Annotated in this window: 5 protein-coding genes and 1 pseudogene; 3 read left to right on the top strand and 3 right to left on the bottom strand. The window is 43.0% G+C overall.

Features of this window, described 5'->3' with window-relative positions:
• The first annotated feature begins 119 nt into the window (after nucleotides 1-119).
• A complete protein-coding gene (gene petG, locus PY364_RS13030) occupies nucleotides 120-239 on the top strand; it encodes a cytochrome b6-f complex subunit PetG (RefSeq protein ID WP_019486789.1) in 120 nt (39 codons plus the stop codon).
• A gap of 16 nt (nucleotides 240-255) precedes the next feature.
• Here petG and rsmD read toward each other — a convergent pair whose 3' ends face one another.
• Complete coding sequence (gene rsmD, locus PY364_RS13025; RefSeq protein WP_275523069.1) at nucleotides 256-798, bottom strand: 16S rRNA (guanine(966)-N(2))-methyltransferase RsmD; 543 nt, start codon at nucleotides 796-798, stop codon at nucleotides 256-258.
• Nucleotides 799-939: 141 nt separating this feature from the next.
• A complete protein-coding gene (hisH, locus tag PY364_RS13020) occupies nucleotides 940-1,569 on the bottom strand; it encodes an imidazole glycerol phosphate synthase subunit HisH (protein WP_275523067.1) in 630 nt (209 codons plus the stop codon).
• Nucleotides 1,570-1,646: 77 nt separating this feature from the next.
• On the opposite strand from hisH, the gene PY364_RS13015 reads away from it, so the two are divergent.
• Nucleotides 1,647-2,195 (top strand): peptidase C15, encoded by a 549-nt coding sequence (locus tag PY364_RS13015; protein ID WP_275523065.1) that lies wholly within the window; start codon nucleotides 1,647-1,649, stop codon nucleotides 2,193-2,195.
• On the opposite strand, the gene PY364_RS13010 is transcribed toward PY364_RS13015, so the two are convergent.
• The gene (locus tag PY364_RS13010) at nucleotides 2,181-4,733 is read right to left on the bottom strand and encodes a tetratricopeptide repeat protein (RefSeq protein ID WP_275523063.1); all 2,553 of its coding nucleotides are present in this window, start codon (nucleotides 4,731-4,733) and stop codon (nucleotides 2,181-2,183) included. The two genes, PY364_RS13015 and PY364_RS13010, sit on opposite strands and share 15 nt — an antisense overlap.
• Nucleotides 4,734-5,296: 563 nt before the next feature.
• On the opposite strand from PY364_RS13010, the pseudogene PY364_RS13005 reads away from it, so the two are divergent.
• Nucleotides 5,297-5,432 (top strand): annotated as a pseudogene (locus PY364_RS13005) (photosystem II D2 protein (photosystem q(a) protein)); the annotation flags it as partial.

The following is a 5,432-nucleotide window of genomic DNA, read 5'->3' as shown; positions in this document are numbered from 1 at the left end:
CGGTTCCGTTACCGCCCAGAGGGCGGCGTTACGCATACTTTTAGGTAAGTCCTGTTCACATTTCAATTAAGATTAAGATTGCTATAAATTGTGAAAAGTTAAAGATCGGGAGATATAACGTGGTAGAACCGCTGCTTTCAGGTATTGTCTTGGGTTTGATTGCCGTCACCTTGCTGGGGCTATTTTTCGCTGCCTATCAGCAATACAAGCGTGGCGATCAGTTAGGCATTAATAAATAGACAAGCGATCGCCTATTTATGCGGGACGGTAGAAAGTCAAGGCTGTATTGCCATAGACTTTCTGCCTGCAAATTTCCAAGGGTGGTAATGGTTCTATTGTCTCTAGTTCGGGGCTGTGTTCTACTGCTAGTTCGCCGTCCTCGGCTAGCATTTGTTGGGTGGCGATCGCTTCTAACGCTGGTTGGTACAAGTCGCTGGCGTAGGGCGGATCGAAGTAAATCCGGTCAAACTGCTGTCCCGCTAGCTTATGCAGTTCTGCGATCGCATCTCCCCGAAGGATCTGGAATTGCTGGGAAGAGTTGGCTACTTGCTGCCAATTTTGACGAATGATGGCGCAAGCTTTGGCGGACTTTTCGATCGCGATCGCTTCTTTAGCCCCTCGACACAGTGCTTCAGCACCCATTGACCCGCTACCTGCACACAAATCTAGCCATCGGCATCCATCAATAGTGCCTTGCCAGATATTGAAAACCGCCTCTCGCACTCGCCCCAGAGTCGGGCGAGTGAGAAGTCCGGGTAGAGTTTTAAGTTGACGGTTGCCGTGAATTCTTAGGCTCATTTTACCAACTAACAAAGGATTTACACACGAACCACGTAACGCCGCCGTCCCGGCGGTAAAGTCACCGCCAAGATGGCGGCGGTAAAGTCACCGCCAAGATGGCGGCGTTACAGATAGTTTTGCCTAAATTACCAATTGCAGTTAACAGTTAACAGTCACCCTGACTTGGCTAACAAAATTTGATAGAATTTGTAGACCTGTAGCAGAAGACTTTTCTGGATGAAATTGTACGGCCATCAAATTGCCTTGGGCGATCGCCGCCGTCACAGTTTGAGTACCGTGAGTTACACTTGCAGCGCAGAATCTTGGATCGATGGGGTCAACATAGTAAGAATGGACAAAATAAACCCAATTGTTCGCTGATAAACTTTGCCACAAGGGGATATCTGGCTGATTAAAGTGTAGTTGGTTCCATCCCATATGAGGAATTGTCAGCCCTGGTTCCGAATGAAATCTGCGTACAGTACCGGCGACAATTCCTAACCCTGGTTCTGTGCCTTCTTCGGAACTTTCAAACAATATTTGCAAACCCAGACAAATGCCTAAGAATGGTTTACCAGATGCGATCGCGGCTTTAATTGGTTCGGCTAAGCCGCGCGATCGCAAATGCTGCACTGCTGGGTCAAACGAACCCACACCGGGCAAAACCACCGCATCTGCTCGATCGATTTCCTTCGGCGAATCAGTGACATGAGGCGTTGCACCCACTTTCTCTAAGCCTTTGCAGACTGAGTGCAAATTGCCCATATCGTAGTCTACTACTGCAATCATAGTTTTTTGACTTGCTTGCCTTATATTAGAAGCTTTCAATATCTTTACACAAAACCGACTCGACGATCGCTCTTTCTATGACTATCAACATCCTGCTGACCTCTTTTGACACTTGGCTGCCCCATCAACAGTCTAATTCTTCCGATGATTTACTGGCAAAGGTTTCAGAAATAGAATCGTTGCCTTACGCCCTAACTTTTTTAAGAAAACTGCCCGTCGATCCTAAGCTAGGGCCGATACAAGCGATCGCTAAAATCGACGAATTACAACCCGATATTATTATTTGCTGCGGTATGGCTGAATCCCGCAAAAATTTAACTGTTGAATCCACTGCCACTTCCGACGGCGAAATTCTGCACACAAGCATCCCACTGTCAAGCCTAGTTACAAATTTAACTATAACTGAGATTAGCAATGATGCAGGCAAATTTGTTTGCGAAGCTCTATATTATTCAGTGTTGAAACATATCAGAGATCATCACTTGCCAAGTCAATGTATATTTATCCATGTCCCAATTTTGACACAAGAAAATATTGACCCGATTATCAAAGATTTTTTATCGATCTTTGAATTACTAATGAACAGGACTCAAGCACCACTAGATGTGCTATCAACCTTCAATTAAGTCCCAAAATCTGTCATATTCTGCAATTAACTCAAAATCTGGTTCCGTTGTTGCTTCGATCCGATATTGGGGATTTCGTGCGATCGCGTGTTCTAGATTTTCAACTGCCAAGTCTACTTCCTCTTGCAAAGCATAACAAATCGCCTTGTTGTAATAAGCGTTAGCAAAGTCTGGTTTAATTTTAACCGCGCGGTCAAAGCTTTCAATCGCATCGCGATCGCGTTCTAGCTTTACCAACATCTCGCCTCTGGAATTCCAAGCTTTATAAGACTCATAATTCAATTCTATCGACTTGTCAAAAGAAGCGATCGCCTCTTCATACCGTTCTAAAACCCCCAAAGCCAAACCTCGATTTAACCAGGCGACAGCATCATCAGGCTCTACATGAACCGCGCGATCGAAAGATTTGAAAGCTTCCTCTTCCTGTTGTAACGTACCTAGTGCGACTCCTCGATTTACCCAAGCTTCGCGGTAATCTGGATTGATTTCAATAGCTTTGTCAAAGGAAGCGATCGCATCTTCCGCACGTTTCAATTTTGCCAAGGCTAATCCTCGATGTAACCATGCTTTGCTATCCTGCGGCTGAATTTCCAGAGCCTTGTTAAAATCTGCGATCGCTGCTTCATAACGCCGCAATTCTTTTAACGTAATCCCTCTATGATACCAGATATTCGCATCATCTGTTTTGAGCTCAATGGCTTGATTAAAAGCAGCATTCGCCTCTTCAAACTGCTGCAATTCCCACTGAGCAAGACCACGCTGATACCAAATCTCAGGACAATTTTGCTTGACTTCCAAAGCGCGATTACAATTCGATATTACCTGATTGTAACTCCCTTGAGATAACAAACTATTTCCGTGATTAATATAGTCTTCTACATTCAAGAACAATTCAGGATGATTTGACTTTAAACGTTCAATTTGTTCGTTTAAACCTTGAATTTTTAGCGTCACTTCCGGGATTACAGCCTCTGCAATTGCCGTCGGCGAACTATCAGCAATTTTTTGCCAAATTTGAGCCTTGTGAGTTTGAGTTTCCGAGAGTATTTCCGAAAGTTTAGCAACTAAATCAGCCTGGGATTGCTCTAAATTCTGAATCGTTAAATCCTTCCGAGATTTCACCTGAGTTTCCAACTCCGTAAGTACAGAAGTAATTTCAGTTTCTAGCTGTTCTAAGTTCTGTAAAGCTGAATTTTTACCGCCTTGAATCTCAGACATCAATGCAGACAATTGAGCCTTTGCAGAACTCTGTAGACTTTCTAAATTCTGAAAAGTTTGATGCTGATTTTGTTTAATACTCGATTGGGAATCCGAAATAAAAGTAGTAAACTCTGCCTCTGTACCTTTTAAGTTTTTGCTCACTAGCAGCATTTGCTTTTTAATTTCTACGTGCAATTCTGAAAGTTGAGCCGTTATTTCCCTCCCTAATCTTTCCTGATTTTTAATAGCCTCTGCATGGAACAGCCGCACTTTTTGTTCAGACTCAACTTTTAATTTCGCTATATACTGGGTTAAATCAGACTCTTGCTTTTTCAGGTTTTGCAGAATAAAATCCTGTTGCCTTTCAGCATTAACTGGAATTTGAGCCAATTTAACTGATAGCTCTGACTGCGCTTGTTTCAGATTTTGCAGAATTAAATCTTGTTGCTTTTCAGCATTAACTGAAATCAAAGACAATTGAGCTGACAACCCAGACTCCGCCTGTTTGAGATTTTGTAGAATTAAATCCTGTTGCTTTTCAGCATTAATTTTAATTTCATAATATTGAGATGCAAACTCAGCTTCCGTCTGTTTCATAGTTTGCAAAACTGCATTTTTATGACCTTGAACCTCAGACTGCATATCCACAAGGTAAGGAGCAAACTCTGAGGATAATTTTTGTAAATCTTGGACAATAAAATCTCTTTGACTTTGAATATTTTCTCGGATTTCAGCCAGCCACACCGCTAACTCTGACTCAGATTGTTTTAGCTTTTGGAGTCCAGATTTGCTCTGTTCTCCGACCTCTGCTTGCACTTCAGAAAACAACTGCAATGCCTTCTCTTTTTTGATGCCTAACTTTTCCTGAAAATTTGATTGCTCATTATCTAACTCTTCCTCCATCTCCTCAGCTTTTTGGATAATACTTTGAACCGTTTGATTAGCTTCAGCAATCTTCTTATCCAAACCTTTTAATTCATTAAGCTGACTTCTCGCCATATCGGCAATCTCAAACATCACAGCACGCCGCAACAGAAACAAAACTGCAATTGCAGCAGCTAAAAGCAGCACAAAAGCCCCAAGCACAACATTAAATAAAACTGTTGTTCGACTAAAATTACGGATATTTTCAGCTTGAGTTCGCTCAAGAATCCGCTTTTGTTCTCGCAATTGTTCTAGTTCCCGCCGCTCCCCAGTAGAAATTGCTTTTGTCGGAGTCACTTCAGGAGCATTTGGGGAGATGGGTTGAGCAAAAGCAACACCAACAGACAATAAAAGCGTTGAAAGGACGGCATTACCTGCCAACACTAAAGCGAATTTCGGATGCTTTTGTTTCATTTTGGGTACCGAGTTGCATTCAAACGGGTAACTTAATCGTACTCTTGCTCTTTATCTTTGAGTTTTCTGAGCCTTTGCGGTTCGATAACTAAATTCTACCTTATAAAAAAGGTTCAGCAAGCGGAAAACTCATCGGCTTTAGCTATGAGATGTAAGCGGCACGGGCGGTTTTAACCGCCGTGAATCTTTCTTAATTCTTAACCTTTTGGGCGCTGCAAAAAGGGCAAAAGCCCCAGTATCACGTTCCGTTCTGAAAAAGAGGTAGGAGTGGCAACGCTCCTATCGACTCTAACTTATCTGTCAGTTTTTTGTATTGTATGTAACATTCACAGATTAAGTGTTTGCGATCGCGAAGGCTCTGCTTGAGCCTGTTAACCAATTCTGAGTTTACTTGCAGTCCCTCTTGCTCTTGTAAAGATTTCCCCCTATAATTATGAGCAGCGGTAAAGAAACGTAAAGTATATTCACAATCCACTCATTTTTTGCCAAAGCAGAGCTATGAAGTGGCAAGCTGTGACTAGAAAAACGTCCGTTGTAATCATATCCATTTGGAGAATCTGACAATGACCATCGCAGTCGGACGCGCCCAGAACGAACGAGGCCTATTTGATGCCCTCGACGACTGGCTCAAGCGCGATCGCTTCGTTTTCATCGGCTGGAGCGGCTTGCTCCTCTTCCCCTGCGCCTTCTTCGCCATCG

The organism is Kamptonema sp. UHCC 0994 (assembly GCF_029167235.1).
Lineage (GTDB): Bacteria > Cyanobacteriota > Cyanobacteriia > Cyanobacteriales > Microcoleaceae > Kamptonema.
The sequence above is the reverse complement of the archived record's forward strand: the minus strand, read 5'-3'. Positions and strand labels throughout refer to the sequence as shown.